General features: G+C 35.8%; 22 protein-coding genes, 1 pseudogene, 3 riboswitches and 1 other annotated feature. Of the genes and pseudogenes, 6 read left to right on the forward strand and 17 right to left on the reverse strand.

The features are described 5' to 3' along the window. On the forward strand, positions 1–327 hold a 327-nt coding region (locus B5P42_RS22905), incomplete at its 5' end, for an LPXTG cell wall anchor domain-containing protein (protein ID WP_142674056.1). A 270-nt stretch (positions 328–597) separates the two neighbouring features. Here B5P42_RS22905 and proS read toward each other — a convergent pair. Together proS and B5P42_RS22915 are read right to left on the reverse strand one after the other, a co-directional pair. Continuing rightward, complete coding sequence (gene proS, locus B5P42_RS22910) at positions 598–2,028, reverse strand: proline--tRNA ligase (protein WP_113735329.1); 1,431 nt, start codon at positions 2,026–2,028, stop codon at positions 598–600. 45 nt (positions 2,029–2,073) lie between these two features. Next, positions 2,074–2,281 (reverse strand) — a binding site (T-box leader). 93 nt (positions 2,282–2,374) lie between these two features. Beyond that, the gene (locus tag B5P42_RS22915; RefSeq protein ID WP_002124993.1) at positions 2,375–2,668 is read right to left on the reverse strand and encodes a YesK-like family protein; all 294 of its coding nucleotides are present in this window, start codon (positions 2,666–2,668) and stop codon (positions 2,375–2,377) included. Between the two features lie 154 nt (positions 2,669–2,822). On the opposite strand from B5P42_RS22915, the gene B5P42_RS22920 reads away from it, so the two are divergent. Together B5P42_RS22920 and B5P42_RS22925 are read left to right on the forward strand one after the other, a co-directional pair. Next, positions 2,823–4,136, forward strand: coding sequence for an alkaline phosphatase family protein (locus B5P42_RS22920; protein ID WP_113735330.1), 1,314 nt, complete (start codon positions 2,823–2,825; stop codon positions 4,134–4,136). A 108-nt stretch (positions 4,137–4,244) separates the two neighbouring features. Beyond that, a complete protein-coding gene (locus tag B5P42_RS22925; RefSeq protein WP_002010215.1) occupies positions 4,245–5,528 on the forward strand; it encodes an MFS transporter in 1,284 nt (427 codons plus the stop codon). 75 nt (positions 5,529–5,603) lie between these two features. On the opposite strand, the gene B5P42_RS22930 is transcribed toward B5P42_RS22925, so the two are convergent. The 6 genes from B5P42_RS22930 to B5P42_RS22960 form a co-directional block, all read right to left on the reverse strand. Further along, on the reverse strand, positions 5,604–5,855 hold the full coding sequence (locus B5P42_RS22930; RefSeq protein WP_113735331.1) for a helix-turn-helix transcriptional regulator: 252 nt from the start codon (positions 5,853–5,855) through the stop codon (positions 5,604–5,606). Positions 5,856–5,926: 71 nt separating this feature from the next. After that, positions 5,927–7,144: an MFS transporter gene (locus tag B5P42_RS22935; protein WP_113735332.1), complete on the reverse strand. Its 1,218-nt coding sequence runs from the start codon at positions 7,142–7,144 to the stop codon at positions 5,927–5,929. A 66-nt stretch (positions 7,145–7,210) separates the two neighbouring features. Continuing rightward, a complete protein-coding gene (locus B5P42_RS22940) occupies positions 7,211–7,792 on the reverse strand; it encodes a TetR/AcrR family transcriptional regulator (protein WP_002124986.1) in 582 nt (193 codons plus the stop codon). Positions 7,793–8,085: 293 nt separating this feature from the next. Next, positions 8,086–8,337 carry a hypothetical protein gene (locus B5P42_RS22950; protein ID WP_000394370.1) on the reverse strand — a complete coding sequence of 84 codons (252 nt, stop codon included), beginning with the start codon at positions 8,335–8,337 and terminating at the stop codon, positions 8,086–8,088. A 13-nt stretch (positions 8,338–8,350) separates the two neighbouring features. Further along, on the reverse strand, positions 8,351–8,665 hold the full coding sequence (locus B5P42_RS22955) for a thioredoxin family protein (RefSeq protein WP_002063639.1): 315 nt from the start codon (positions 8,663–8,665) through the stop codon (positions 8,351–8,353). A gap of 10 nt (positions 8,666–8,675) precedes the next feature. Then, complete coding sequence (locus B5P42_RS22960) at positions 8,676–9,047, reverse strand: DnaJ family domain-containing protein (RefSeq protein WP_002010200.1); 372 nt, start codon at positions 9,045–9,047, stop codon at positions 8,676–8,678. Positions 9,048–9,419: 372 nt separating this feature from the next. Here B5P42_RS22960 and B5P42_RS22970 point away from each other — a divergent pair. Then, positions 9,420–11,444: pseudogene (locus tag B5P42_RS22970) on the forward strand (glycosyl hydrolase family 18 protein). 463 nt (positions 11,445–11,907) lie between these two features. Here B5P42_RS22970 and B5P42_RS22975 read toward each other — a convergent pair. The 6 genes from B5P42_RS22975 to B5P42_RS23000 form a co-directional block, all read right to left on the reverse strand. Beyond that, positions 11,908–13,440 (reverse strand): ABC-F family ATP-binding cassette domain-containing protein, encoded by a 1,533-nt coding sequence (locus B5P42_RS22975; RefSeq protein ID WP_113735333.1) that lies wholly within the window; start codon positions 13,438–13,440, stop codon positions 11,908–11,910. 445 nt (positions 13,441–13,885) lie between these two features. Continuing rightward, a complete protein-coding gene (locus B5P42_RS22980; protein ID WP_002139487.1) occupies positions 13,886–14,635 on the reverse strand; it encodes an ABC transporter ATP-binding protein in 750 nt (249 codons plus the stop codon). After that, the gene (locus tag B5P42_RS22985; RefSeq protein ID WP_002124979.1) at positions 14,632–15,630 is read right to left on the reverse strand and encodes an ABC transporter substrate-binding protein; all 999 of its coding nucleotides are present in this window, start codon (positions 15,628–15,630) and stop codon (positions 14,632–14,634) included. The genes B5P42_RS22980 and B5P42_RS22985 overlap by 4 nt, the downstream gene beginning before the upstream one ends. Then, positions 15,627–16,400 carry an ABC transporter permease gene (locus tag B5P42_RS22990; protein WP_113735334.1) on the reverse strand — a complete coding sequence of 258 codons (774 nt, stop codon included), beginning with the start codon at positions 16,398–16,400 and terminating at the stop codon, positions 15,627–15,629. Before B5P42_RS22990 ends, B5P42_RS22985 begins: the two co-directional genes overlap by 4 nt. Next, positions 16,372–16,692: an MTH1187 family thiamine-binding protein gene (locus tag B5P42_RS22995; RefSeq protein WP_000082898.1), complete on the reverse strand. Its 321-nt coding sequence runs from the start codon at positions 16,690–16,692 to the stop codon at positions 16,372–16,374. The genes B5P42_RS22990 and B5P42_RS22995 overlap by 29 nt, the downstream gene beginning before the upstream one ends. Positions 16,693–16,793: 101 nt before the next feature. Next, positions 16,794–16,895: riboswitch (TPP riboswitch) on the reverse strand. Positions 16,896–16,956: 61 nt separating this feature from the next. Next, positions 16,957–18,696: a methyl-accepting chemotaxis protein gene (locus B5P42_RS23000; protein WP_113735335.1), complete on the reverse strand. Its 1,740-nt coding sequence runs from the start codon at positions 18,694–18,696 to the stop codon at positions 16,957–16,959. A gap of 141 nt (positions 18,697–18,837) precedes the next feature. Then, positions 18,838–18,922, reverse strand: a riboswitch (cyclic di-GMP riboswitch). A 282-nt stretch (positions 18,923–19,204) separates the two neighbouring features. On the opposite strand from B5P42_RS23000, the gene B5P42_RS23005 reads away from it, so the two are divergent. Then, a complete protein-coding gene (locus B5P42_RS23005; protein WP_113735336.1) occupies positions 19,205–20,518 on the forward strand; it encodes an anaerobic C4-dicarboxylate transporter family protein in 1,314 nt (437 codons plus the stop codon). 66 nt (positions 20,519–20,584) lie between these two features. Here B5P42_RS23005 and ilvA read toward each other — a convergent pair whose 3' ends face one another. The 3 genes from ilvA to thiM all read right to left on the reverse strand — a co-directional run bounded on the left by ilvA (position 20,585) and on the right by thiM (position 23,384). Next, positions 20,585–21,793 carry a threonine ammonia-lyase gene (gene ilvA, locus B5P42_RS23010; RefSeq protein WP_113735337.1) on the reverse strand — a complete coding sequence of 403 codons (1,209 nt, stop codon included), beginning with the start codon at positions 21,791–21,793 and terminating at the stop codon, positions 20,585–20,587. A 108-nt stretch (positions 21,794–21,901) separates the two neighbouring features. Next, positions 21,902–22,561 (reverse strand): thiamine phosphate synthase, encoded by a 660-nt coding sequence (thiE, locus tag B5P42_RS23015; protein ID WP_113735338.1) that lies wholly within the window; start codon positions 22,559–22,561, stop codon positions 21,902–21,904. 13 nt (positions 22,562–22,574) lie between these two features. Beyond that, on the reverse strand, positions 22,575–23,384 hold the full coding sequence (thiM, locus tag B5P42_RS23020; protein ID WP_002091241.1) for a hydroxyethylthiazole kinase: 810 nt from the start codon (positions 23,382–23,384) through the stop codon (positions 22,575–22,577). 72 nt (positions 23,385–23,456) lie between these two features. After that, positions 23,457–23,566: riboswitch (TPP riboswitch) on the reverse strand. 228 nt (positions 23,567–23,794) lie between these two features. On the opposite strand from thiM, the gene topB reads away from it, so the two are divergent. Beyond that, positions 23,795–25,984 carry a DNA topoisomerase III gene (gene topB, locus B5P42_RS23025; RefSeq protein WP_113735339.1) on the forward strand — a complete coding sequence of 730 codons (2,190 nt, stop codon included), beginning with the start codon at positions 23,795–23,797 and terminating at the stop codon, positions 25,982–25,984. Positions 25,985–26,025: the final 41 nt, after the last annotated feature.

Genomic DNA, 26,025 nt, shown 5'->3' on the forward strand with positions numbered 1-26,025 from the left:
GGTGGCAATGGTTCTGGTGGCAATGGTTCTGGTGGCAATGGTTCTGGTGGCAATGGTTCTGGTGGCAATGGTTCTGGTGGCAGTGGCTCTCAGGGCGGCAACCGTGTTAAAGGCGACAGCAGTTCTCAAGGTGGTAATGGCTCTCAGGGCGGCAACCGTGTTAAAGGCGATAGCGGCTCTCAAAGTGGTAACGCAAAAGATAATGCAACAAAACAAGGCAATAAATTGCCTAATACTGCAACGCATTATCCTGCATCTATTTTAATTGGGCTTTCAACATTCCTAATCGGTGTGTTACTATTTATTCGTCGTAAAAACGCAAAATAAAAACATCATCCTTCCATCTAAAAAATACATGAAACAAATTATAAAGTGAAGCTTTAATCAGTGGGGGTTTTGTTCATCCCCCACTGATTATTAGCCTTCACCAATCGGGCTTTTACGGGCAGCAGGGCTCCCACCTAACTTCTTTGCTCCAGCCGAATTTTTGGGTGGGAGTTTTACTGACCGCAAATAGCGGGATAAAACTAAAAAGGACCTTGGATTGCATTTTATTATGCAATCCAAGGTCTTTTTTGTCATCTAGCAGAAAGAGTATTAATACGCTTTTCCCCAATACACCATCTGCTTCGCTTTTTTACTACAGCAAATACATTCGTCAGCTAAACTTTCTTGTTCGAACGGAATACAACGTGAAGATACTCCAACTGCTTCTTTTAGTTTTTCTTCACAAGCTAGTTCTCCGCACCACATCGCTTTAATAAAACCTTGCTTTTCATCAGCCGCTTTTTTCATCTCTTCGAAATTCGTCACACTATAAGTACTCTCATCTCTAAATACTTTTGCTTTATTAAATAAAGAATGATGAATCTCCTCAAGTAGTGCTGGAATGCGTTCTTCTAATTGATCCATTGTTATAAACTCTTTTTCTTTCGTATCTCTTCTTACAAGTACGACTTGATTCTTTTCAATATCCTTTGGACCAACTTCCAATCGTATTGGAATCCCCTTCATTTCATACTCATTAAATTTCCAGCCAGGTGTTTTATTGCTAGCATCTATTTTTACACGTGCAACCTTCTGAATACGTCCTTGCAACTCTGTTGCTTTTTCTAACACACCTTCTTTGTGCTGAGCAATAGGAACGATAACAACTTGTACTGGAGCGACTTTCGGTGGCATTACAAGTCCGTTATTATCGCTATGAACCATAATAAGTCCACCTATCATTCTTGTTGATACACCCCAAGATGTTTGATGTACGTATTGCCATTTACCGTTACGGTCTAAAAACTTAATATCAAATGCTTCAGAGAAATTCGTTCCAAAGTTATGAGATGTTCCTGTTTGAAGTGCTTTTCCATCATGCATTAAACTTTCAATCGTATAAGTTGCCTTCGCTCCTGCAAACTTTTCTTTTTCTGTTTTTTGCCCTTTAATAACCGGAATCGCTAAATACTCTTCACAAAAAGCAGCATATAGATTTAAAATATTTAATGTTTCAATTTGAGATTCTTCTGCCGTTTCATGAATCGTATGACCTTCTTGCCATAAAAATTCAGTTGTACGAAGGAATGGTCTCGTCGTCTTCTCCCAACGAACTACTGAACACCACTGGTTATATAACTTTGGTAAATCATTATATGATTGAACAATTTTTGAAAAATGCTCACAAAATAAAGTTTCAGATGTAGGGCGTATACAAAGTCTTTCCGCCAATTTCTCATCCCCGCCATGAGTAACCCATGCTACTTCAGGAGCAAATCCTTCAACATGATCTTTCTCTTTTTGTAATAAACTCTCTGGAATAAACATTGGCATGTACACATTTTCATGACCAGATTCTTTTAATTTTTCATCCATCACTTTCTGCATATTTTCCCATAATGCATAACCGTATGGACGTAAAATCATACAACCTTTCACACTTGAATAATCAACAAGCTCCGCTTTTTTTACAATATCGGTATACCACTGAGCAAAGTCTTCTTCCATTTTCGTAATGGCTTGTACTTGTTCTTTTACCATAGTTATTCTTCCTCCTTTAGAAAATAGAAAAAGCCCGCGTCCCCAAATAGGGACCGAGCTTTGTCGGCGTTACCACCCTGATTCATACACAAAAAAATTGAGTATGCTCTCTTTTTGATAACGGGAATTTCCCGCTGCATATGCAGAACTCAAAGGTAGGTTCCATATCGCCTCTTTAAGAATCTTCCAGCCAAAAGGATTCTCTCTCTACAAAAAGGTAAGACATGTACTATTCCTTTTTCATCGTTATAACAAAATAAATTTGTTGAATATCATAATATAAATTTTATTTCAAAACAAGAGCCAATTTTCTTATTTTTATACATTATTTTCAATTATCACTGTTTTATACGTAACTTTTCCGAACTATTTTTACAAGTTGATGAGCAACCATACCAATTAGTGTACCAATTAAAACGAAGAAACAAATAAATCCGTATCCCATTCCTTCCCAACCACCAATAGCGATCATTGTTACAGGAAAGAAAGCTAAACAAAGAAGTACTAAACTAAGTGCAAATATAATATCAAACTGTTTGTCTGGAAAACGTTTCTTTAGTAAATATGACATAAAAAATACAAGGAGAACGGTGACTCCACCAATGATGTAAAAGATACCAAATCCATCTAGCCAATCCATAGTATTCCCTCCTTCCATTCATTCCCTTATACTTATTATATGTTTAATTTTTCTGAAAATAAATAACAAAATTTTATTCAAAAATATATTTTTATTACCAGGTATTAATAGTAACATATAAGAATAGGTTTTATATAATCAGGAGGGAAACTTTATGGATAAAGCATTAACAAATCGCGTCATTATTTTATCTTTTGACTGCTTATCAGCTTTAGATTTTCCTATATTACAAAAACTACCTAATTTCCAAACTTTAATAAACAGGGGCGCGATTGCGAAAAAAGTGGAGCCAATTTATCCTTCTGTAACATATCCAAGCCACTCAACAATCGTAACCGGTAATTATCCTAATAAGCATGGCGTTGTCAGTAATACATTACTTCAACCAGGACGTGAGTCACCAGATTGGCATTGGTACCGAAAGTCCATTAACGGGACAACTTTATATGATGAAGCACGCAAAGCAAATTTAACGACAGCAGCCCTTCTATGGCCTGTTACTGGAAGAGCAAATATCGATTACAATTTACCAGAAATTTTTCCAAATAGACCGTGGCAAAATCAAATTTTAGTTTCATTATTTAGCGGTAGCCCGCTATATCAATTAGATTTAAATCGTCGTTTCGGCCATATACGAAATGGATTGTCACAGCCTGAGCTTGATAATTTCGTCCTTGCTTCTGCCGTACATACAATTCAGACGAAAAAGCCTAATGTTATGTTTGTACATTTTACTGATTTAGATACTCAAAGACATTACCATGGCTTCGAGTCCGAGGAAACAGTAGCTGCAATCCATAGACACGACGAACGTCTAGGAAAAATTATTCATGCATTAAAAGAAAGCGGAATATACGAAGAGAGTACAATTATTGCACTTGGTGACCATAGCGCTTTAAGTGAAAATAAAGCAATCCAATTAAATGTCCTATTTCGTCAAAAAGGGCTTATATCCGTAAATAAACGTGGAAAAATACACGATTGGAAAGCTTATTGCCAAAGCTGTGATGGATCTGCCTACGTACATGTAAAGGATAAAAATGATACTGAAACGATTAAAGAGATTCAACTTCTTCTTGAAGAGCTTCTTCAGGATAAACAAAATGGAATTGAATTTATTCTGCACGATGAAGATGCAAAAGAACGTGGCGCTGATGGTAATTGCTTATTTATGCTAGAGGCCATGGAAGGTTATTACTTCATTGAAAATTATACAGGTGATTTCATAAAAGAAATTAATAAAGAAGATGTTAATTCTAGTAAGAAATATACATTTGGAACACATGGATATTCCCCAACAAAACCTAACTATGAAACAATTTTTATGGCTGCTGGGAAAGGCATTCAAAGCGGCGTTACAATTCCGTATATGAGACTGATTGATGAAGGTCCGACTATCGCTAGGTTACTCGGTTTGCACTTAGGTGAAACAGACGGCGCAATTGTAGAGGATTTACTTCACTTGTAAAGAACTGTGTATATATGTAAAAGTTATGTAAAAATCATCACTGTTTCTCTTTTTATAATTTTTATTTTTGTACACTGTTAGTAGAACAAATTTAAGGGGGAACATTATATGAAAAAAATGTCCAGACAAGAAAAAAGCTGGATATTGTACGATTGGGCGAACTCGGTATATTCGCTCGTCATTACAACTGCATTATTTCCAATTTACTTTAAAGCAGCTGCAAAAGAAGCTGGACTATCTGGCGCAACTTCAACAGCCTATTGGGGATATGCAAACTCGTTCGCTACACTTTTAATTTCTATACTCGCTCCTATTCTCGGCACAGTTGCTGATTATAAGGGATTTAAAAAACGATTTTTCACATTCTTCTTTGGACTCGGTATCGTATTTACAAGTATGCTAGCAATTGTTCCAACATCTCAGTGGTACTTATTACTAGGATGCTATATGCTCGCATTAGTTGGCTTTGCTGGAGCAAATATTTTTTATGATGCATTTCTAGTAGATGTTACCTCTGGAGATAGAATGGACCGAATTTCTACGCGAGGTTTTGCATTAGGTTACATTGGGAGCACAATTCCTTTTATCGGTTGTATTGCTCTTATTATTCTTGCTCAAAAAGGAACTATCCCCTTATCAGTCGGAATTGCTAGTCAAATTTCCTTTGCAATAACAGCTCTTTGGTGGGGACTATTTACGATACCAATGCTAAAAAATGTAGAGCAAACACACTATATTGAGCGTCATCCAAGACCAATTGCAATGAGCTTCAAGCGCCTTGCTAATACGTTTAAAAATATTAAAGAATATAAAACTGTATTTATGTTCCTAATAGCTTACTTTTTCTACATTGATGGGGTAGATACAATTATCACTATGTCTACTGCTTACGGAACAGATCTCGGTATTAGTGCAACCAATCTATTAATCATCTTATTTGTAACACAAATTGTCGCTTGTCCATTTGCTTTATTATATGGAAAACTATCGGAAACATTTACCGGTAAAAAAATGCTATATGTCGGCATTATCATTTATATCATTATTTGCACATATGCTTATTTCTTAAAAACGACGTTTGATTTCTGGATTTTAGCAATGTTAGTTGCTACTTCTCAGGGCGGGATTCAAGCACTTAGCCGTTCTTATTTCGCAAAACTAGTACCGAAAGAATCTGCAAATGAATTCTTCGGATTTTATAATATCTTTGGTAAATTCGCGGCAATTATGGGTCCGGTATTAGTTGGTGTCACAACACAATTAACAGGAAAAACAAACGCTGGTGTCCTTAGTATTATTGTCTTATTTATTATCGGTGGATTCTTATTAACTAGAGTACCCGAAAATGATACGTCCGTTACACCACCTAATCCGAAAACTAAAACAATATAAGAGAAAGATCCCCTTCACACAAGAAGGGGATCTTTTTCTTATATTTTTAACGATAACGCACCACAATTAAAAACTCTAAAGCTTGTACAAAAATAGTTTATCGACAGTTGTTCCTAATACTTCTGCTAACCGGAATGCTAGTGCTAAGCTTGGATCATATTTATTATTCTCAATTGCATTTATCGTCTGTCTTGATACGTTACACTTATCCGCTAATGCACCTTGTGAAATATTATTTGCAGTGCGCAATTCATAGATTTGATTTTTCACACCGTTTCTCCTAACCTGTAAAGTCATTTTTACATCATCAGTATATAGTTGGGGCATGTCATTGTCAAAAGATTACCACAAGAAAAGGGAGCAATTCTGCTCCCTTACAATAGCTATTTCGAAACTAATCAATTCGTCATTTCCTCTCGATTCACAATATCTTCTTTCTTTATTTGCATACGTAAAACCGGATCTATCGCAAATAAAATAAGTGCCATTGCTATACAAAATACAGTAACTAGTGAGGTCATCTCCTTCAATCCTCCAGCTAGTGAAGTTCCAATTAACATTGCCCCCATGAACAGTGGTAAAATCGTTCCATTTACTCTGCCAATCATATTTTCTGGCACAAGTTGAATCATAAGCGTACCGACAACGATATTAACACAAGCTAAACAAATACCTGTTCCAAATCTCATGAAACTAGTAATCCAAAATGATGTAGATAACCCTTCTACTAAAAATGATATCGCTAATATGCTCATACCGAATACAAACATCTTTTTCGGATTCACTTTTGAAGCGAAAACTGCAGCAACAATACCACCAATTAACATACCGATTCCATCAGCTGCGGCTAAATATTGAACGGCTTCTTTTTCCATTCCAAGCCGTTCTATTACAAGAAACACTTCTAATGGATTCGTTAGTCCAACAGCTAAGCCCATAATGGTGAAAGTGATCGTAATCATACGTAAATTTTCCGTATGAAGAACGTATTTCCAACCTTCTTTTATATCATTTTTTAATGAACCTCTCGCCACTTGCTCTTGTTCCACCCATTTTGGTAAAAATGAAAGAGCGATAGCAGATAACAAAAATAAAATAATTAAGCTATATAGTGACGTAAATAAACCAAGTTGTGTGTACACAAGCGATCCTACCACTGGTCCAAAAATCATAAATAGCGACTGTAATGTTTGATTAAATGCAATCGCATTTGCTACCTGTTCTTCTTTTACATAGCGTTTAAATATACGCGAAGATGATGGCTGAGAAAACTGACCTACAATCGCGGAAATGAGTGTTGCAAAAAATATAGCCTGCCAATAATCCAGCTTTAACAACAAGACAATTCCTACAATAGACAGTACACTTAATACATCTCCAGCAACCATCGTTCTTTTCGGATTCCAGCGATCAGCTAGCGCCCCACCGATAAACGAGAAAATAAAAATAGGTGCATATTCCATAACCGATAACAAAGAAACTGAAACTGGATCATTATTTGTTCGCTCCATTATGAAATACAAAAGAGCCATATTTCTGATCCAAATTGCAAATTGTTGTAAAATATCAGATGCCATAACGAGCATAAATGCTCGGTTTTTAAATAAAGCGTTCATTTTCATTCCCCTTTCATAAACCGACCGTTCGGTCTAATTTATTTTGTAAGAAAAGCAACTGACCTATTATTCAGCTGCCATTCCTTTTAACAATACATCTATTGCCTTTTTATAAATACGTTTCAGCTCTTTATAATCTAACTCGTAGTAAAGTACTCCAAGCCCCGATAATAATCCATTCACAATATACATAAGATCACGCGTATCATCTTCTTGAAACTCTCCAGACTGTATACCTGCTTCAATTAATTTCTCAACCATAACATATGATTCTCTAGTTAAAGCTAACAGTTCATCCAGAATTTCTTTACTTACAACTTGGCTCATAGAGAATTCCTCTATTGCATTTGAAATGGGTTGCTGTATGTCCTCTACATAATATTCCGCGAGACCATATAGTTTTTCAGTACTAGTACTATACAACTTCTCTTTTTCATTCCATTTTTCAAGCCAATCATACGTATGCTGTTTCACTACAAATAAAAATAATTCTTCTTTACTTTTAAAGTGATAATAAATGCTTCCTTTACTTCTCTCTGTAATTTCACAAATCTCTTCCATAGATGTAGCTGCATAGCCCTTCTGTGAAAACAGACTTTCTGCTTTATAGGCAATTTCTTTCTTTATCTCTTCTGCGCTTCTTCTCATATTCACACCTCTTTAAACCGACCGTTCAGTCTAATAATAACAAATAAAAAACCTCTATCGCAAGAGGCTATACTCCTTATTTAAGAAAACGTACTTTCAAACCACATTCGAATCATATGTATTATTCCAAATTTAAATCCTCATTTAGTAAGAAATACGGTTCCCTTTTCATTTCCCCTAGCATGTTAAAAATATTTAATCAAACGTTTGTTTAACTGTTTTTATGCATATGTAAGCCAACTAATCAAACGTTTGTTTAAAAAGAAATACGCCCCCTATAAGGCGTATTCTCATCAATCACCGCCGCCTCCACCACCGCAGCTACCTCCACTATCTCCACCAAAAGAACCTCCGCAATCATGTGAACCGCCATCGTGCGAGCTATCATTATCCGATCCAGCAAAGAAAAATAATGGTGATGAGCTGTTGGATGAATTATGAATGTTATTTTGTTTTGTAAGATTTACCTTCTTTTTGTTTGATCGAACTGCTGTTACGATCGTTCCAACTACAACAAATAATAGTATGACAATAATAAATTCCATATAAAAGCCTCCCTTAATCTTCGAATAATTGAATGGTTCTCTCTAAATTTTCAAGTGAAATGAAGCGCGATTCACGAAGAATCTCTTTTCCATTATAAAATAATAAAACTGTTGGCCCTGTAAATACTGCATATCGCCCCGCAATCTCTTGCATGTCTTGTAGTAATATTTCTACTTTCTCTACGTAATCATAATTCTCTAATACGCAATTTACTTTTCTTAACATAACATCACAAACACCACAATTTTCCGTTTTAATAAACAGCAGTACTAATTGTTGTCCTTCAATATATGTCGCTAATTCTTCTATCGTTTCAAATGTATTCATCTTATCCCTCTTAGCGTAATTTACGAAATACTTTACCCTGATACATACGAAAAGCTGAACTATCTTTAATCTTTCTCTTTTCCATTACCTGCTGAAAACGCAGCGTTTTTGCTGTTAACTCTTCTTGTAATTCTTTTCTCTCTACTTCATCATAACAGCACGCAATTAAGTCTTCTATTTTTAATATATCTTTTTGTAGTTCCATTTCTGGTGGAATCATACCTGCATTTTTCAAGATTTTATAACTCATTCTAAGTTCTGGAGGTACCATTGAAAGGTCTTCTAATTGTAGTGGTTTTCCTTTCCCCGGAATATGATCGAGATCACCATTCCGTATTGCTTGTCGAATTTTTTCTTCAGCAATGTTCAAAAAGACATCCACACCATTCGCTCCTTTACATATTTTTACTATTATTTTACATGATATTTTCTCATCTTGCTACGCTATTACAAATTGACTTTATACAATTTTTTCTCAAATTTAATTACAAGGAGCCTTTTCCTCCCTAATCAATATTTTATTTTCATGTGTAGTCTGTATTAGAGCCATTTAATATTGAGAAAATCTTTGTGAATCAAATAAAGCGTTTACACCAAATCTTGCATTTGCTACGATTTAATCACCCCCAGCTCCCTTGTATAGACTTCGTGATGTCTGATCATTTTTATCTAGACATTTCATACGTCTAGATTCACTTTGGTTTATTGGCGCATGCCTTTAAATATATCTTTTATTTTGAAAGGAGAAATGACTATGAGATCAAAAAAATTCACGCTGCTATTACTATCCCTACTACTTTTCTTACCTCTTTTTCTCACAAACTTTATTACTCCAAATTTCGCATTAGCAGATTCACCAAAGCAAGGTCAAAAAATTGTTGGGTATTTTCCTTCATGGGGCGTTTATGGACGTAATTATCAAGTTGCAGACATTGATGCATCAAAGCTAACTCATTTAAACTATGCTTTCGCTGATATTTGCTGGAATGGAAAACATGGAAACCCTTCTACTCACCCCGATAATCCAAATAAACAAACGTGGAACTGTAAAGAATCTGGTGTACCACTGCAAAATAAAGAGGTCCCTAATGGCACTCTCGTACTCGGTGAACCATGGGCTGATGTCACAAAATCTTATCCGGGATCGGGTACAACTTGGGAAGATTGTGATAAATATGCCCGCTGTGGAAATTTCGGAGAACTGAAACGATTAAAAGCTAAGTATCCTCACTTGAAAACAATTATTTCAGTTGGTGGCTGGACTTGGTCTAACCGCTTTTCTGATATGGCCGCTGATGAAAAAACAAGAAAAGTATTCGCTGAATCTACAGTAGCTTTTCTTCGCGAATATGGATTTGACGGCGTTGATTTAGACTGGGAATACCCGGGTGTTGAAACGATTCCTGGTGGTAGTTATCGTCCTGAAGATAAACAAAACTTCACCCTTCTGCTTCAAGATGTTCGAAATGCATTAACGAAAGCTGGTGCAGAAGATGGTAAACAATATTTACTAACAATCGCGTCAGGTGCAAGCCAACGTTATGCGGATCATACAGAGCTAAAGAAGATTTCTCAAATACTGGATTGGATTAATATTATGACATACGATTTCCACGGTGGATGGGAAGCTACTTCTAACCATAATGCTGCACTATACAAAGATCCAAATGACCCCGCAGCGGATACGAAATTTTACGTAGATGGTGCGATAGACATTTATACAAATGAAGGGGTTCCAGCGGATAAACTCGTATTAGGTGTACCTTTTTACGGACGTGGATGGAAAAGTTGCGGAAAAGAAAATAATGGGCAATACCAACCTTGTAAACCAGGTAGTGACGGAAAGCTCGCTTCTAAAGGTACTTGGGATGATTATTCTACCGGTGACACAGGTGTGTACGATTATGGTGATTTAGCAGCTAATTATGTGAATAAAAATGGTTTTGTTCGCGGATGGAACGATGTAGCGAAAGTACCTTATTTATATAATGCGACTACAGGAACCTTTATTAGCTATGATGACAATGAATCTATGAAATATAAAACAGACTATATAAAGACAAAGGGTTTAAGTGGCGCAATGTTTTGGGAACTAAGCGGGGATTGCCGTACAAGTCCAAAATATAGTTGTAGTGGACCAAAATTACTTGATACGCTAGTAAAAGAATTACTTGGTGGACCTATTACTCAAAAAGATACTGAACCACCAACAAACGTAAAAAATATTGCTGTTACAAATAAAAATTCAAACTCAGTTCAATTAAACTGGACTGCATCTACTGATAACGTAGGCGTTACCGAATATGAAATTACTGCCGGAGAAGAGAAATAGAGTACAACAACAAATAGCATTACAATTAAAAACTTGAAACCTAATACAGAATACACATTTTCAGTATTAGCAAAAGATGCTGCTGGTAACAAATCACAACCTACTTCTATTCTTATAAAAACAGATGATGCTAACACAACACCTCCTGGTGGAAATGGCAATGCTACCTTTTCAGTCACTTCAAATTGGGGAAGTGGTTACAACTTCTCAATTATAATTAAAAATAGCGGAACGACCCCTATTAAAAACTGGAAATTAGAATTTGATTATAACGGCAATTTAACACAAGTTTGGGATTCTAAAATTAGTAGTAAAATAAATAATCATTACGTAATTACGAATGCAGGATGGAATGGTGAAATTCCTCCTGGTGGATCAGTTACAATCGGAGGGGCAGGAACAGGCAATCCCGCCGAACTTGTAAATGCATCCATTAACGAAAACTAAACGTAACCTCCATTAATTATTTCACTAAAGTTTGAATTTAGGTTTGAGTGCTCTATCCTAAATTCAAACTTTTAATTTTTTGAAAAATCACAATTCATATTATAATAACCTATTATAATTATATTTAGTTTCTGATATGAAGTTCGCGTGAAGTTCATCTGAATTTTACATGAATTTCCTTTAAGTTCTATTGTCTTCCCATACTAATCACATTATCCTTTACATATAGGAATCATTTCCATTCCATTTCAAACTATCTATATATATATAAAAAGATAGTAGCCTATTAGGGAAAGGCATCTAGTATTATTATAAATATAACCAAAGAAAAAGAACTCTTATGGTGCGCTTATAAGCGCACCATAAGAGTTCTTTTTCATACAATTCTCATTTGAGAGTTCTCAAAAATCATGTTAATCACAAAGAAAAGGCATTANNTAATGCCTTTTCTTTGTGATTATTTTTAAACGTTCCATTCTTCAATATTCCATACTTTTGTTATCCACGCTTCATAGAAAGAAGGCTCATGTGAGACAAGTAAAACTGTTCCTGTATATTGTTGTAACGCTTCCTGCAAAGACTTCTTTGTTTCTATATCCAAATGATTAGTCGGTTCATCTAAAATTAAAACATTGCTTTTCGTTACGATAAGTTCACATAAACGCACTTTCGTTTGTTCTCCGCCGCTTAATAAACGAATAGGTTTTAATACGTGCTCTTCTTTCAAGCCACACTTTGCTAATGCTTGGCGTACTTCTTTCCTTGTCATATCTGGTCGTTCTGCCCAAACTTTCTCTAATGGTGTTGTTTCTGAAGCAAACTCTTCCTGTGCAAAATAGGCAGGATTTACTCGCTCACCAACAGAAATTGAACCACTTATCGGCTTTATTTGTCCTAATAACGTTTTTAACATTGTCGTTTTTCCAATTCCATTATGACCAACAATCGCTATTTTTTCTCCTTTTTTCACTTGTAAATTCAACTCTGGACATAACGGATCACTATAACCTATCCTTAGTTTCTCAGCTTGCAATATACGACTCACTGGCTCCTCATAAACATTAAAATCAAAACGGGCGCGAGGTACATCGTTAACCTTTTCAACCTTTTTCATTTTCTCTAATACTTTTTCACGACTTTTCGCTTGTTTCGCTTTACGAATTTTATTTTTTTGAATAAAACCCTCTAAATGTACAATTTCTTTTTGTTGTTTCGCATACGCCGCTTGTAATTGGTTCCTTTGTAATTGATAACTTTGCAAAAAGGTTTCATAATCTCCTACATAGCGCTTAACCTTTCGTTCTTCTAGATGATAAATAACATTCGTAATATTGTTCAAAAATATTTCATCATGCGAAATGATAATATAAGCTTTTTCATACATTTGTAAATATGATTGCAACCATTCTATATGTGCTGTATCTAAATAGTTAGTTGGCTCATCTAATAATAAAACATCCGCTTTTTCTAAAAGGAGTTTCCCAAGTAACAACTTTGTCCGCTGACCACCACTTAACTTTGAAACATCCTTTTCCAATCCTATTTCAAACAAGCCTAAGCCTGTTGCTACTTCCTCAATTTCTGTATGAATTTGATAAAAATTAGAATTCTCCAATATAGTTTGTAACTCTCCATACCTTACTAACAATTTCGCTACTTCTCCTGCTCCAGCCATCTCTTCTGTAAGTTTTAACATGTCACGTTCCAACTCATACAGGTTAGAAAACGCACTTTGCAAGTATTCTTCAATTGTTATGCCTTCTTGTAAATCTATATGCTGTTGCAAAAAGCCAATCTTCACATGTGGAAACCATTCAATTTTCCCATCATCATGTATAAGTTCTCCTGTTAACAAGCGTAATAATGTTGATTTTCCAATTCCATTTTTCCCTACTAGCCCAACATGTTCGCCCTTTAATAATCGAAAGCACGTATTATATAAAATGGTTTTCTCACCATATGAATGACTTACATTTTCTACTGTTAATATACTCATCTTTTCTCTCTCCTTTTCTTATGATCCATAAGCTAAATAGAGAGAACAACAGTATAAAGCCTTATTTAGTTATACATATAAAAATGGGTAAGGTGAATACACCTTACCCATTACATATTATCGTAAGAAAGGATTAAGGTTCTTTACCTGCTGTCTTCAATTTAGCTTATTTGTTAAAAATGGGCAGACTTCTCCCATATCAAGCTAAAACCATTTGAAGAACAGTTGATAAAGTCATTTTATCCTTTCACTCCTTTAACATTTGTTATCTTAAGAGTATAAACCACTCTGTTATATTCTATTCTCTACTTTTTCTTTTGTTCCTTCTTCCAATTTATCCAATGTTAATGAACCCACTATTTCCCCTATAGATTTCATCTTTCTCCTTCAATAGAAAAAAGCCTCTTAACAGCAATTATACAAAAAACTGTTAAAAGACTTTTTTCTATTTTTTCATATAAGGAGCCAATACTCTTAAAATTTCTTCCTTATCCTTCTTTAACTCAAGAGATGTTAACATATCCATCGTTCGCGGCCTAGGTAATTCCACTTGGACCTCGCCAACTATTGATGCTGGTCTTTGAGATAAAATAAATACGCGATCAGAAAGTAAAATTGCCTCATCTAAGTCATGTGTAACCATAACAATTGTTTGCTTTTCTTGATGCCAAGAATTTAAAAGCCAACTGTGTACTTCCATTTTTGTAAATGCATCTAATTTCCCAAAAGGCTCATCCAGCAGCATAATTGGCTTTTCACATAAATACGTACGAAGGAAACTAATTCTTTGACGCATTCCACCTGATAACTCATCTGGATAATGATCTGCATATTCATCTAGCTCAAATTGCTTTAATGCTTCCATTCCTTCTGTCAGCCTTTGTTTTTTAGGCTTCCCTTCGATTTCCAATGGAAGAACGATATTTTGCAAAGCCGATCGCCACGGTAGTAATAAATCTTGTTGCGGCATATAACTAACAACATCTTGTTTTTTTACATACTCTTCGTTATAAAACACTTCTCCGCTCGTTGGCTCTTCAACACTTGCAATCATATTTAATAATGTACTTTTTCCACAACCACTCGGACCTACAAAAGAGACAAACTCTCCCTCTTGTATAGAAGCACTAATATTTGCTAATACATTCTTTCCATCGAAAGCTTTTACAATATCTTTTATTTGTAATCCACTCATTTTTCACTTGGAAGGAATTCATTTGTAAAGGCATCTTTTACATCGATTTTCTTTTTAATAACTTTGTTGTCATATAAGAAATTCATGTAATTTGTCCAAATCTCTTCCTTCTGTACTCCCCACGCTTTTGCATCATCTTGATACTTTGTACTTAACCACTTTTGGCTTTCTTGTACTAATTCTTTATTCACATCTGGAACAGCTTTAATTAAAATATCCGCAGCTTCTTTCGGTTCTTTAATTGCAAAATCATAACCTTCTGTCGTTGCCGTCATAAATTTTTTCACAAAATCTTTATCTTGCTTCGTATGTTTTTCACTTGTAATAATAACAGGACTATAGAAATCAAGCGCTGGATCTAAGTCTTTTACCATAATTGTATTTAACTCTTTTCCTTGACGCTTCGCTTCAATTCCATCCCATCCATAATAAATCCATTCAAAGTCTGCATCACGACCGATTGATTTAAAGAAATCTGTTTGTCCAAGAATAATTTTTTCAACTTTATTAAAATCAGCTTGATGTTTCTCCATAATCGTCTTTAACGTCGCTTCTTCTGCTGGTCCCCCCCAGCCGCCATAACGTTTACCTTCAAAATCTTTCGGTGACGTCATATTATCTTTTTTTAGAGATGCAAAAGCAGAGGTATTATGCTGAATAATTGCACCAACAGAAACAACTGGGATTCCTTCAACACGAGCTAATGTTACATTTTCTTGTGCGCTTATCGCAAAGTCTGCTTTCCCAGAAGCAATCATCTGCTCTGCCGTTACATTATCACCAGGCTGGATAATTTCTACATCAAGCCCTTGCTTTTTGTAATAATCTTTCGTTTGCGCTACATATAAGCCAGTATGATTCGTATTTGGAAACCAATCTAAAACGACTTTTACTTTTTTATCTTTACTTGAACTTTCTTCTTTCTTCGCCGGATTACATCCGGCAACAGTTACTGCTAATAATGCAGCTAACATAATTTTTAAACCTTTTTTCATTTTCTGCCGCCCTTTCTGTATATCCATGGTGCTGTTATTCTTGCCATAAATTCAACAATAAAGTACAGACATAATGTCACCATGACGATAATCGCTGCAACACCAAATACTCGAGCCGTTAAAAAGGATTTTGTTGCTCTTGTAAGCATAACTCCTAATCCTTCGCTGGCACCAAGCCATTCCCCAATAATCGCCCCCATCACACTATATGTAACAGCAATTTTTAAACCTGAGAAAAAGTATGGGAGTACTGCTGGCAACTTTACTTTCTGGTAAACTTGCCATTTCGTTGCCTTCATTGTTTGTAACAGTTTCAGCATATTTTTATCTACCGTTTGGAAACCTTCTAAAATGCTAAGCGCAATTGGGAAGAAACAAACAAGAATAACAACCATTACTTTTGGCAACATTCCGTATCCAAACCAAATAATAAATAATGGTGCGAGCACAACGATTGGAATTGTTTGCGAAATAACGAGCAATGGATTCATTAAAATCCGAAATAAAGGGATGACATCCATAATGATAGCAATACTCGTCCCAAGTAAAATTGCAAAAAACAACCCAATTATTACTTCCTGTAACGTTTGCACTGTATTCGGTAATAGTAAATCTTTCATTCCAATTAACTCTTGCACAATTGCAGACGGCTTCGGTAAAATCCACGGCTCAATTTTAAATAATGAAACAGATCCTTCCCATATAGCAATGAGAAGGATAAGCCAAATTGTTGTGATTATTTTAGATCGCTTCTGGTTTTGCATATTCATCACGGTACTTCCAAACTTTTTCGTCAATCGTTACGCCTGTACTTGGACGATAGTGAATTTTAATAGAAGTGATTACTTCTTCTGCTCCAGCATCGACGCAAGCTTGTTGCGCGCGTTTAATGACGTCAAGAAGTACATCTAATTCTCCTTCCAACGTTGTTTCCATTGCCCCTACTTCATAACGAACTCCCGACTGTTGTACAACTTCAATTGCTTTATCAACAACGGAATACACATCTTTGTTCTTCGCTTGTGGTACTACTGAAAATGAAATTGTAACTTGTTGTGACATAATAAAATCCCCCTTACAAAATATGGTTTCAAAAAAAGAAAAGGCTTTCCTACCATGTAGGAAAGCCTTGTATACAAGTTATTCTATAATAACTTATGCTACATCACTTTAAAGTAACTCCCTACGCTGGCATTATCCAGATCAGGTTGAGGGTCGATGTATACTTACATCCTCTCAGCCAATTGGCTCCCCGGTTCTTAATTCGTTTTCATTGTAGCATGATTTATTTTATTGAACAAACAAAAGCATGTATAATCATTTCATTTAACTTTTAAATTCCCCAATTAACTCTTGTAACTCCTGTGAAAGCCAACTTAAAGAACTAGCTAATTCAGCAATATCTTGTACAGACATTTCCTGTTCTTTCATACTCTCTTCAATATTACTACTACTATTCGCATACGTATTTGCGATATGTGATAGTTCATTTACAACACGAACAATATTTTGGCTATTTTGCAAAATATCACTTGAATTGCTAGAAACAGCTCTAACTTGATTTGTAACAGATTGTGCTGATTTTGAAATTTTTTCAAAGAAAGCACCACTACTTTCAACAAGTTTAATTCCAGATTCTACTTCTTTTGAAGCTTTTTGCATTGAAACAACAGCTTCTTCCGTTTCAGCTTGTGTTTCCCCGATTAATTTTGCTATATCTTTTGCTGATGCTTCCGTCTGCTCTGCTAATTTACGCACTTCATCAGCAACAACGGCAAATCCCCTTCCGGTTTCCTCAGCACGTGAAGCTTCAATAGAAGCATTTAAAGCTAGCGAATTAGTTTGATTTGAAATACCTGTAATTACTGTTACAATATCACTAATTTCTTTTGATCTTGTTTCCAAAGAATAAATAATAGAAGATAAATCTTGTACTGCATTTTGTATTATGTTCATTTGATTAATCGTCTGTTCAATAACACCATTTCCTTTTACTGAATGATGCTCCATACCTTCAGACTCTTTCGCCATTTGTTTTGCAGCATTCGTTATCTCTTCCATCTTATCTTCCATTTCATATACAATACCTAAATACTGTGGTACTGAAGTTTCTTGTGACTGAGCGCCAGCTCTTAACTCAACCATAGAACTTACGATTTCTTGAACTGCCATGCTATTCTCTTTCGTACTCACTGACAATTCTTGTGAAGATGAGGAAACCTGTTCTGCTGTCTGCTTCACTTTATCTATAATTCCTTTAAACTTCTCGATGGTATTATTAAAATACGCATTAATAATACCAATATCATCTGGTCTTTCCTCTAATTTAATACTTAAATCACCTTCACCGACTTTGCGCAATCCTTCACGTAAATCTCGCAATGGAGCAAGTGCGTTACGTACAATTAAGAATTGAATAACAGTTGCAATTAAAACAGAAATACAAATAAACATTAAACCTTGTATAATGAATTTTTCCTTTGTAATAGGAACAATAGAGGCATCTACATCGGCTGCAACAATTGCCACAATATTTTCTTCTCCATCTTTAATTGGCTCTAATATCGTTACCCATGATCCTAATGCGTCTTCATATACTTCTGTCATGTTTGCTTTTTTCGTGCTCATTACTTTATCATATGCTTTCATCCAACGATCTGGTTGTTTATAATAGTCTCCCGGCTTTACTTCAACAACATTTGCTAAACCTGTAGACAAACCGACGATTTGTAACTCACCTTTTTCATTTTTTTTTGCTCCAACAACATACGTTTGTCCAACACTGTTCAATTCTTTCGTTGATTCATCTAATTTCTCTGTTAACTTCTCTCTCTTTTCTCTTTCTGCCGTTGGGTCTTTTGCAACATCTCTCAATATTTCTGCGTCTAATTTATGTAATACCGTATCTCCTGTTTCAAAAGAATGCCTTTCAAATATAGACATCATACTATTTTGAAACATGTTAAAACTTAACGCTCCCATAGTACCAACAAGCGTCAAAATAACGAGTACAGTTAACAATACATTCTTTTGAAGAAACGATAGCTTATGCCAATATTTTTTCATTAACATCACCTTTCTAAATTAACTTAATATAAAGTAAAACTATTAAAATATAAATCTCATTAATAAATGATAACAATTCTCATTTGTTTACAAATAAAAAAAGACCAATGAAAAAGCATTGGTCAAAACCAACCCTATCCGTCCGGTAACTGGCTAGCTTAGCCCTTCGACCTTAGCCCCTGTAGTTTTGCGTCCTCATGTTTCCATAAGTTTTCCTTTCTCGCTGAACGAGTTGAACGATATGGGAGTTCTATGAGAATTAAAATATTCTCTTCCAAATATTACAACATAAAATTTAAAATGTCCACCCATTTAAATATGTAAATATAAAGTTTTAATGTATTATTTTTTCGAAATAATTTAACAAAGTTCGTGAATGTTACATTTCTTGTGTTATATAATAAAAAACGTATACAACACAAGGATTATTCCGGATATTCATTTAATTTTCATTCAAATTAAACTATTCGAATATATCTTAACTTACGAATTTCGGAGGTAGTTTATCATGTTTTGGCTACAATTTCTTACGTTACTACTCTGCATTTTTATTGGCGCACGCTTAGGCGGAGTTGGTCTAGGAGTAATGGGTGGCGTTGGTATGGCAATACTTGTTTTCGTCTTCCACTTACAACCTACAGCTCCTCCTATTGATGTAATGCTTATGATTTTAGCAGTAATTACAGCTGCCGGTGCTTTGCAAGCTGCTGGAGGAATGGATTATCTCGTCCACCTTGCTGAGAAAGCATTACGAAAAAATCCAAAGCGCATTACATTTTTTGCTCCTATTGTTACTTATTTATTCACGCTATGCGCAGGAACTGGTCATGTCGCTTATTCTGTACTTCCCGTTATCGCCGAAGTATCTCGTGAATCAGGAATTAGACCTGAACGACCAATGTCAATTGCCGTTATCGCTTCCCAGCAGGCAATTACAGCTAGTCCAATATCGGCTGCAACAGTTGCACTTTTAGCAATGTTAGCCGACTATAAAATTACCTTGTTAGATATTTTAAAAGTCAGTATCCCTTCTACTTTCATCGCTTGTATGGTAGCTGCATTCGTTGTTAGTAAAATGGGAAAAGAATTAAATGAAGACCCTGAATACTTGAAGCGATTAAAAGAGGGAATGATTCCTAAACTTGAAGAGAAAAAAGAATTTGCGGGTGTAAAAGGCGCTAAATTATCAGTTATCCTTTTCCTAGTAGGAACTTTCCTTGTCGTACTTCTTGGTTCATTTGAAGCCCTTCGTCCGGGATGGATGGTTGACGGGAAGTTAGCTCGTCTTTCCATGCCAAACACAATTGAAATGGTCATGTTAACCATTGCTGCTCTTATTATTATTTTCTGTAAACCAAATGTGGAAAGCATTGTAACTGGTAACGTCTTTAAAGCAGGCGCAACAGCAGTTGTTGCTATTTTTGGTATCGCTTGGATGGGAGATACTTTCTTCAACGGAAACTTAAATATAATTCAAGGATCAATTCAACACTTAGTGACAAGTGCACCATGGCTATTTGCTATTGCACTATTCATTCTATCTATTTTACTGTATAGCCAAGCAGCAACAGTTCGTGCTTTAGTGCCACTCGGACTATCACTTGGTATTCCGCCGGCATTACTTATTGCGATGTTCCCTGCAGTAAATGGATATTTCTTCATTCCAAACTACGGGACAATCGTTGCTGCAATTAACTTTGACCGTACTGGTACAACAGGAATTGGTAAATATGTTTTAAATCATAGCTTTATGATTCCGGGCCTGATCGCAACCTTTACTTCTATCGGAATTGGAATGCTCTTAATTTCAATTATGTTTTAAATAAAAGCACAAACCTACAATTCTAAAGGGTTTGTGCTTTTTTAATCAAACGTTTGTTTAATTTTTTCAATCAATAACTTCTACAACATACCCTTTCTTTTTTAAACCACTCAATATTTCTTCAATATGATTTCTATCTTTCGTTTCTAATGACAAGTGCAATTGCGCATATCCTGGAAATACCTTTGTACCAATCCGTTCTAAATGTATATTTAATACATTCGCTTCAAAACTTGTTACAATCTCAAGTAAATGTTGCAAATAGCCTGGCTTATCTTTAATCATTGTCGCAATGTGAATGAAGCGTCCTGCTTCAACCATTCCATGCTCAATAATACGCGAAATAAAGTTTACATCGACATTTCCACCACTTAGTACGGATACGACCTTTTTTTCTCTTATTGGGATTTTGTGATAAAGCAAAGAAGCTAATGAGCTCGCACCAGACCCTTCAACCAACAATTTATTCCGTTCAAGAAGCATTAACATCGTTCGTGCGATTTCCATTTCATCTACACAAAACACATCATCCACATAGCGTTGTACAAGTTCAAAAGTTAAATCACCTGGCCTTTTAACCGCGATTCCATCCGCCATAGTTGGCGCAGAATCTACTGTTATTACTTTCTTTTCCTCAAGTGATTGTTTCATTCCTGGGCAAGCAAGTGTCTGCACACCGTATATTTTTACTGATGGCTTTTGTTCTTTAATTGCCATCGCAACCCCTGCAATTAATCCCCCACCTCCAATAGGACAAATAACAGCCTCTACATCTTCCAGCTGTTGTAATATTTCCAGACCGACTGTACCTTGACCAGCAATTACTGCTTCATCATCAAATGGATGTACAAATTTCGCTCCTGTCTTCTCTTTTAAATCTAGTGCATAAGCTAATGCATCATCAAATACATCACCTTGCAATTCTACACGCGCGCCATACCTTTTTGTCGCAAGCACCTTACTTAACGGAGCACCTTTTGGCATCACAATCGTACAAGGAATACTAAGCATATTACTAGAATAAGCGACTCCTTGCGCATGATTTCCAGCAGATGCCGCAACAACACCATTTTCTAAATCACCTTTCTCAAGAGAAACCATTTTATTATAAGAACCACGTACTTTAAAAGAGCCTGTCTTTTGTAAATTCTCCAGCTTTAAATACACTTCATTCTGTGATAATTCACTAAATGTACTTGAATAATCTAATGGTGTCATATGTACAATGCCCTTCATTTTTTCATACGCAGCTATAATATCCTGAAATACAATCATGCTTTCGCCTCCGAAACAATCTATGTTTATACATACTAGTTTAGGCGGCATATTTTGTTTTATACGACAAAAGACCACGCAGTATTTTCATACTACATGGTCTTTTATCTACAAGCTCTTATTTACTTCCTCAACTAATTTCTTCGTACCTTCATACGCAGATTCCGCTAAGCTAATCGCTGAAATAACTGAAACACCATCCGCACCCGCTTCTATAACAGAAGCTGTATTTTCAATTGTAATCCCACCAATCCCAACGATCGGTATTGTAATCTCTTGTTCCCTAAAATACTTTAGACCTTCCGTTCCTTGAACCGCTTTTGTATCTTTTTTCGTACTCGTCGGGAAAATTGGACCAACCCCTAAATAATCGGCCCCATTTTCAATCGCCCAGCGTGCCTCTTCAATTGTATGTGTAGATACTCCAATAATTTTATCTCCCATTTTTTTACGAACAGATGTAATTCCTTCATCATCTTGTCCAACATGCACGCCATCTGCATCTAACTCGAGGGCTAGTTCCACATCATCATTTACGAGGAATGGTACACCGTACTCCTTGCAAAGCGCTTGTAGTTCTTTCGCAAAATCAATACGTTTTTCTCCCGTTAAAGCCCCTTCTCCCTTTTCACGAAGTTGAAAAATTGTTATACCACCTTCTAGTGCATCTCTCAATACTTGTAGTGGCTCCTTCGTACAATTGTTACTTCCCATAATAAAATATACTGGTAATAACCTAGACATTTCATCCATTGTAATGCGCGACATCTAGTTCCTCTCCTTACTGTATAACCTCAATCTTTCCATACTTCTCAATATCATCTGAAGTTGTATTCGCTAACTGATTTAAAAATTCAATTTGAAAGCTTCCTGGTCCATTCTCTACTGTTTTCGAAGCCGCTACTTCTGCTGCTACTCCATAGAATGTTAATGCGGCTACTGCTGCCTTTACATAATCCTTTTCTACCGCTACAAATGCTCCTATTACAGAAGTTAGTAAACAACCTGTTCCAGTAACTTTCGTTAAAATAGGATGACCATTTCGAATAAGAATAGTTCGCTCTCCATCTGTAACAACATCTTCTTGTCCAGTAATTATCGCAACTGTATTTAATTCATCCGCTGCCTGTTTTGCAATATTTACAACATTACCGTTTCCAGTACCAGCATCTACACCTTTAATTTCCCATTTCTCATTAATAACGTTAGCTATTTCAGCTGCATTTCCGCGGATAACAGCTAAATCGATTTCAGCTGGAATATATCTCGCAACTTCTGTTCGATAAGAAGTTGCTCCTGCCCCAACTGGATCAAACAATACTGGTACATCATTCTTATTTGCTGATTTACCAGCAAGTAACATCGCTTCTACCTCTTCAGGACGAAGTGTACCCATATTTAAAACAAGGGCTCCCGCAATGCTAGCCATTTCAGCTACTTCTTCTTTTGCATACGCCATTACAGGTGATGCTCCTAATGCTAACAAACCGTTTGCTGTAAAATTTGTTACAACAACATTTGTAATATTATGCACGAGTGGATTAGACTCTCTCACCAAATCCACTACTTTACTAATTTCTTTCATATTCATCCTTTTCATCTCCTAACTATAGTAATGGGAGATACACAAAAAGGCACTTTGCGCGTACGCAAAGTGCCTGAACATGTGCTTTTACACTCTCCCTACGCTGGCATTATCCAACAGGTTCAAATGGTCAATGACGGACTAGTCATACTCTCAGTTTGCATCCACAAACTCCCATGTGTTTATTATTCATCTACTTCAAAGTCTACTCTTATTCTAGTAAAATAACAAGTTCTTTACTTTTATAGAATGATAGAGATCAGAACTCTCCTGGCTCAACCATTCTTCGCCTTTATATAAGTAAAACTCTCACACGTGTATTTCACCACAAATAACTCAAACCGCCAGCAAGACTGAATAGAACAAAGATGTATGCTATATTTAACGTATGGAAATTTGAAAGGATGTTTTTAAATATGGCAAAAAGTATTGTAATTGCTGAAAAACCTTCTGTTGCACGTGATATCGCACGTGTACTGAAATGTGATAAAAAAGGGAACGGCTATCTTGAAGGTAGTAAATATATTGTTACTTGGGCTTTAGGTCATCTCGTTACATTAGCTGATCCAGAAAGCTATGATGTGAAATATAAACAGTGGAATTTAGAAGATTTACCAATGCTACCGGAGCGTTTAAAACTAACCGTTATTAAACAAACAGGGAAACAGTTTAACGCTGTAAAAAGTCAGCTTCTTAGAAAAGATGTAAATGAAATCATTATAGCTACTGACGCCGGTCGTGAGGGAGAGTTGGTCGCACGCTGGATTATCGATAAAGTTAAAATGCAGAAACCGATTAAACGTCTATGGATTTCATCTGTTACCGATAAAGCAATTAAAGATGGCTTCGCAAATTTAAAACCAGGAAAAGCATATGACAATCTATACGCTTCAGCTGTCGCACGTTCAGAGGCTGACTGGTATATCGGACTTAATGCGACTCGAGCATTAACTACTCGCTTTAATGCCCAACTAAATTGTGGTCGTGTTCAAACACCTACTGTAGCCATGATTGCAAGCCGTGAAGATGAAATCAAACATTTCAAAGCTCAAACTTACTATGGTATCGAAGCTCAAACAGCTGAGAGATTAAAGCTAACTTGGCAAGATACAAAAGGAAATAGCCGTAGCTTTAATAAAGAAAAAACTGATGCAATCGTGAACAAAATTAGTAAACAAAATGCTACTGTTGTAGACATTGATAAAAAACAAAAGAAATCGTTCGCTCCTAGTCTTTACGATTTAACTGAGCTACAACGTGATGCGAATAAAATATTTGGTTACTCTGCGAAAGAAACATTAAACATTATGCAAAAATTATATGAACAGCATAAAGTTTTAACGTACCCTCGTACAGATTCACGCTATATTTCATCTGATATTGTCGGAACACTTCCAGAGCGTCTGAAGGCTTGCGGAGTTGGAGAATACCGTCCTTTAGCACATAAAGTATTGCAGAAACCTGTAAAATCTAATAAATCATTTGTTGATGATAGTAAAGTAAGTGATCATCACGCAATTATTCCAACAGAGAGCTATGTAAACTTCTCAGCTTTCACAGATAAAGAACGTAAAATTTATGACTTAGTTGTAAAACGTTTCTTAGCTGTTTTATTCCCAGCCTTTGAATATGAACAACTAACATTGCGCACGAAAATTGGTGACGAAACGTTCATCGCACGCGGAAAAACGATTTTACATGCTGGTTGGAAAGAGGTTTATGAAAATCGATTTGAAGATGATGATGCAAGCGATGATGTAAAAGAACAAATCTTACCTCGCATCGAAAAAGGCGATACATTAAACATAAAACTAATTGTCCAAACATCAGGTCAAACGAAAGCACCTGCACGTTTTAATGAAGCAACATTACTTTCAGCGATGGAAAACCCAACAAAATACATGGATACGCAAAACAAACAACTTGCTGACACGTTAAAGTCAACTGGTGGATTAGGTACTGTAGCTACACGAGCTGATATTATCGACAAGTTATTCAATTCGTTCTTGCTTGAAAAACGTGGTAAAGATATTCATATTACTTCAAAAGGCCGTCAGTTACTTGATTTAGTGCCAGAAGAACTGAAATCTCCTACACTAACTGGTGAATGGGAGCAAAAGTTAGAAGCTATCGCTAAAGGAAAATTAAAGAAAGAAGTATTCATTTCAGAAATGAAGAACTATACGAAAGAAATTGTTGCTGAAATTAAATCGAGTGATAAGAAATATAAACACGACAACATTTCAACGAAGTCTTGTCCAGACTGTGGTAAACCAATGTTAGAAGTAAACGGTAAAAAAGGTAAAATGCTTGTATGCCAAGATCGCGAATGTGGTCACCGTAAAAATGTATCCCGCACTACAAATGCACGCTGTCCTCAGTGTAAAAAGAAACTAGAACTTCGTGGTGAAGGAGCAGGCCAAATTTTCGCATGTAAATGTGGCTATCGCGAGAAACTTTCTACATTCCAAGAGAGACGTAAAAAAGAATCCGGCAGCAAAGCTGATAAACGCGACGTTCAAAAATATATGAAACAGCAGAACAAAGAAGAAGAACCATTAAACAATCCATTCGCAGAAGCATTAAAGAAATTAAAATTTGATTAAACAAAAAGGTTCCTACCACTATGAACTGTACCCCGAATCAT

Origin of the sequence: Bacillus sp. SRB_331, assembly GCF_003264175.1 — a bacterium.
GTDB classification, from domain to species: Bacteria; Bacillota; Bacilli; order Bacillales; family Bacillaceae_G; genus Bacillus_A; species Bacillus_A mycoides.

Excerpts from the sequence above, each read along its gene's own strand:
- proS (WP_113735329.1), bottom strand. The coding sequence starts at position 2,028 with ATGGTAAAAGAACAAGTACAAGCCATTACGAAAATGGAAGAAGACTTT.
- B5P42_RS22915 (WP_002124993.1), bottom strand. The coding sequence starts at position 2,668 with ATGGATTGGCTAGATGGATTTGGTATCTTTTACATCATTGGTGGAGTC.
- B5P42_RS22920 (WP_113735330.1), top strand. The coding sequence starts at position 2,823 with ATGGATAAAGCATTAACAAATCGCGTCATTATTTTATCTTTTGACTGC.
- B5P42_RS22925 (WP_002010215.1), top strand. The coding sequence starts at position 4,245 with ATGAAAAAAATGTCCAGACAAGAAAAAAGCTGGATATTGTACGATTGG.
- B5P42_RS22930 (WP_113735331.1), bottom strand. The coding sequence starts at position 5,855 with ATGCCCCAACTATATACTGATGATGTAAAAATGACTTTACAGGTTAGG.
- B5P42_RS22935 (WP_113735332.1), bottom strand. The coding sequence starts at position 7,144 with ATGAACGCTTTATTTAAAAACCGAGCATTTATGCTCGTTATGGCATCT.
- B5P42_RS22940 (WP_002124986.1), bottom strand. The coding sequence starts at position 7,792 with ATGAGAAGAAGCGCAGAAGAGATAAAGAAAGAAATTGCCTATAAAGCA.
- B5P42_RS22950 (WP_000394370.1), bottom strand. The coding sequence starts at position 8,337 with ATGGAATTTATTATTGTCATACTATTATTTGTTGTAGTTGGAACGATC.
- B5P42_RS22955 (WP_002063639.1), bottom strand. The coding sequence starts at position 8,665 with ATGAATACATTTGAAACGATAGAAGAATTAGCGACATATATTGAAGGA.
- B5P42_RS22975 (WP_113735333.1), bottom strand. The coding sequence starts at position 13,440 with ATGAGTATATTAACAGTAGAAAATGTAAGTCATTCATATGGTGAGAAA.
- B5P42_RS22980 (WP_002139487.1), bottom strand. The coding sequence starts at position 14,635 with ATGAGTGGATTACAAATAAAAGATATTGTAAAAGCTTTCGATGGAAAG.
- B5P42_RS22985 (WP_002124979.1), bottom strand. The coding sequence starts at position 15,630 with ATGAAAAAAGGTTTAAAAATTATGTTAGCTGCATTATTAGCAGTAACT.
- B5P42_RS22990 (WP_113735334.1), bottom strand. The coding sequence starts at position 16,400 with ATGAATATGCAAAACCAGAAGCGATCTAAAATAATCACAACAATTTGG.
- B5P42_RS22995 (WP_000082898.1), bottom strand. The coding sequence starts at position 16,692 with ATGTCACAACAAGTTACAATTTCATTTTCAGTAGTACCACAAGCGAAG.
- B5P42_RS23000 (WP_113735335.1), bottom strand. The coding sequence starts at position 18,696 with ATGAAAAAATATTGGCATAAGCTATCGTTTCTTCAAAAGAATGTATTG.
- B5P42_RS23005 (WP_113735336.1), top strand. The coding sequence starts at position 19,205 with ATGTTTTGGCTACAATTTCTTACGTTACTACTCTGCATTTTTATTGGC.
- ilvA (WP_113735337.1), bottom strand. The coding sequence starts at position 21,793 with ATGATTGTATTTCAGGATATTATAGCTGCGTATGAAAAAATGAAGGGC.
- thiE (WP_113735338.1), bottom strand. The coding sequence starts at position 22,561 with ATGTCGCGCATTACAATGGATGAAATGTCTAGGTTATTACCAGTATAT.
- thiM (WP_002091241.1), bottom strand. The coding sequence starts at position 23,384 with ATGAATATGAAAGAAATTAGTAAAGTAGTGGATTTGGTGAGAGAGTCT.
- topB (WP_113735339.1), top strand. The coding sequence starts at position 23,795 with ATGGCAAAAAGTATTGTAATTGCTGAAAAACCTTCTGTTGCACGTGAT.